The organism is Pseudomethylobacillus aquaticus (genome assembly GCF_003730115.1).
GTDB classification, from domain to species: domain Bacteria; phylum Pseudomonadota; class Gammaproteobacteria; order Burkholderiales; family Methylophilaceae; genus Pseudomethylobacillus; species Pseudomethylobacillus aquaticus.
This window is the reverse complement of record NZ_RJVP01000013.1, coordinates 1-3,060: the sequence shown is the minus strand read 5'-3', so window position 1 is coordinate 3,060 and position 3,060 is coordinate 1. Positions and strand designations below refer to the sequence as shown.

The 3,060-nt window shown below is 63.3% G+C and carries 1 protein-coding gene; it reads left to right on the top strand.

What is annotated here, in order from left to right:
- On the top strand, nt 1-3,060 hold a 3,060-nt coding region (locus ED236_RS12265), incomplete at both ends, for a beta strand repeat-containing protein (protein ID WP_240032141.1).

Genomic DNA, 3,060 nt, shown 5'->3' with positions numbered 1-3,060 from the left:
TGCTCGACGGCACTGCCGTGACGGCGGGGCAATCGGTCAGCGTGACCGACATCACCGCCAACAAGCTCAGCTTTGCGCCGGCCCTCAATGCCAACGGCACGGGCTATGCGAGCTTCACCTTCCAGGTGCAGGACAACGGCGGTACGCCGGGCACGGACCTTGATCCGGTCGCCAACACCATCACCTTCGACGTGACCGCTGTGAATGATGCGCCGGTCGCGACCGCCCCCAAGGACGTGCTCTACACCGACACGGTGGATAACGACACCTTTGTTGCGACCAGCAGCACGTTTGAAGCTGTGGACGTGGACAACGCCACCTTGAGCTATGCGGCCAGCCGCAGCGTGGTGACCGACATGGGCACCGTCACCACCAACGCCAGCAGTGGCACGTTCACCATCGGCATGGAGACTTACGACCGCAGCCTGAGCGGTAGCTACGGTACCTTGTACTTGAATAGCGGCAACGGCAAGTACGTGTACGTGCCGGACGATGCGGCCATCGAAGCGCTGAAGGTGAATGCGCAGGACAGCTTCAGCCTGACGGTGAGCGACGGCACCTTGAGCGACACCGAGACGCTGAATGTGAAGATCACCGCCACCAATGACACGCCTACCCTGACCGCGCCGACCGCGATCAGCTACACCGACACGGCGGATAACGACACCTTCACCAACAGCGCAGCCACACTGGTCGCCACCGACCGTGACGATGCCACCTTGAGCTATGCGGCCAGCCGCAGCGTGGTGACCGACATGGGCACCGTCACCACCAATGCCAGCAGTGGCACGTTCACCGTGGGCACGGAGACTTATGACCGCAGCTTGGGCGGCAGCTACGGTACCTTGTACTTGAATAGCGGCAACGGCAAGTACGTGTACGTGCCGGACGATGCGGCCATTGAAGCGCTGAAGGTGAATGCGCAGGACAGCTTCAGCCTCACGGTGAGCGACGGCACCTTGAGCGACACCGAGACGCTGAATGTGAACATCACCGCCACCAACGACGCACCGGTGGTGACCTCGTTCAAGGCCACCGAGACCGGGGTGACGGTGCTGGCCACCGATGCCGAGTCGGATACGCTGACGCTCGCTTTGGCCAGCAACCGAGTGCCTACCGGCGGCATCAACGGCACGCCCACCACCGGCACCGAGCAAAGCTTCAGCATCACGCCGACGGCACAAGCAGATAACGTGGCCACCTTTATCAGCGTCAGCGACGGCAGCCTGAACAGCAACAGCGCGGGTGTACTGTCGGAAGGACTCGAAAGTGCCGACGGTGTGAGTGCCGAAACGGTCAACTTTAACATTGCCTACTATGGCTTTGGTGGCAACGACATCGCCGATACGGGCAGTGGCAACGACTCGCTGTTTGGCGGCGAGGGCAACGACACGCTGACCAGCAACGCCGGTGCGGACCTGCTGTCGGGTGGCAACGGCGACGACAGCCTGACCGGCGGCACGGGCAACGACACGCTGTCGGGCGGTGCGGGTGTGGATACCGCGACCTATAACCTCAGTACCGATGGCAGTGACGAGATCAACTTAGGCGTTGAAACCGTCAGCTCGGCCACGCAGAACGACGTGGTGAAGCTGGGCTTCCCGATACCGGCGCCGACCGAGATCCGCGTCACCTTCACCAGCGCCAATGTGGGCAATGGCACGGGCGTCGGCACCACGGTCGATGGCAGCCTCACCGGGCTGGCCGCATCGGCACGCAACACCGTCACCTTGCAAGTCGAGAGCTTTGGCGACGAACCTGCCGGCAGCATCGGCTACACGGATGATGAAGGCATCACCTTCGAAGCGGATACCGGCATCACCTTCGATGTGCGCGATGCGGTGAGTGGCGCTGAGCGTGGCAACAACTTCAACAAGGTGGTGCTGGGCACCAGCGGCAACGACAGCTACGACTTTGGTCCGTTGACGGCACCCCCCACCGGCCTCATCGGCCGCGACTATTACATCAACGCGGGTGGCGGCGACGACACCGTGATCGGCACCGAAGGCAGTGACTTCCTGGTGGGCGGTAGCGGCAATGACAGCCTGCAAGGCGGCGATGGCAACGACAGCTACATCGGCGGCACCGGCAATGACACCATCATCGGCGGCTTGGGCGGCAATGACACCGGTGTGGACATGGTGGTGGCCTACAACCTCCTGACCGACGGCAGTGACGAGATCAACCTGGGTACCGAATTCGGCCTGACCAGTGCCAGTGCGCTGGATGTGGTGAATGTCACGCACCTTGAGGACATTGTGGTGGTGCTCAACAGCGCCAACGTGGGTAACGGCCTGGGCGCCGGCACGCAGCTGAACGCAGGCCAGGATGCGGGTGAGCGCAACACCGTCACCTTGCGTGGCCTGAGTGGCACGCAAGGCGGCACCGGCTATGTGGACGACGAAGGCGTGCTGCTCAGCATCAGCGGGCCGCGCTTTGTGGTGGCGGATGCTGCGACCGGGCAGGTCAACCAGTTCCTGAGCGGCACCGGTCTCAACCGCATTGCGCTTGGTACCTCGGGCAACGACACCCTGCACATCACCACCAACAGTACGGCGTACGTGATCGGGGGCGATGGCAACGACACACTCACGGTGACGAGCGGCAGCCAGAGCCTGATCGAAGGCGGTGCGGGCGATGACACCATCACCGGCACGGGCCGTTCCGACCTGCTGGATGGCGGCACCGGTGACGACACCTTCAGCAACATCGGCGGCGGTGCCACGGTGCTGGGCGGTGACGGGGCGGATACGCTCATCATCAGCACCACCAGTGGCTTCAGCCTGGCGGACAACCAGTTGATCGGTGTGGAGACGGTACGTGCGGTTACCGGCACTGCCAACGTCAACATCAGCCTGTTCAGCCAGACCGAAGGGATCACCCTCCTCGGCAATGACGGCAACAACCAGTTGATCGGCAGCAACACGGCAGCGGACAGCATCGACGGCGGTGCGGGTGACGATCAGCTGCTGGGCTACGGCGGCAACGACACCCTGCTGGGTGGTTTGGGCAACGACAGCCTGCAGGGCGGTGACGGTACCGACAGCCTCAGCGGTGGTG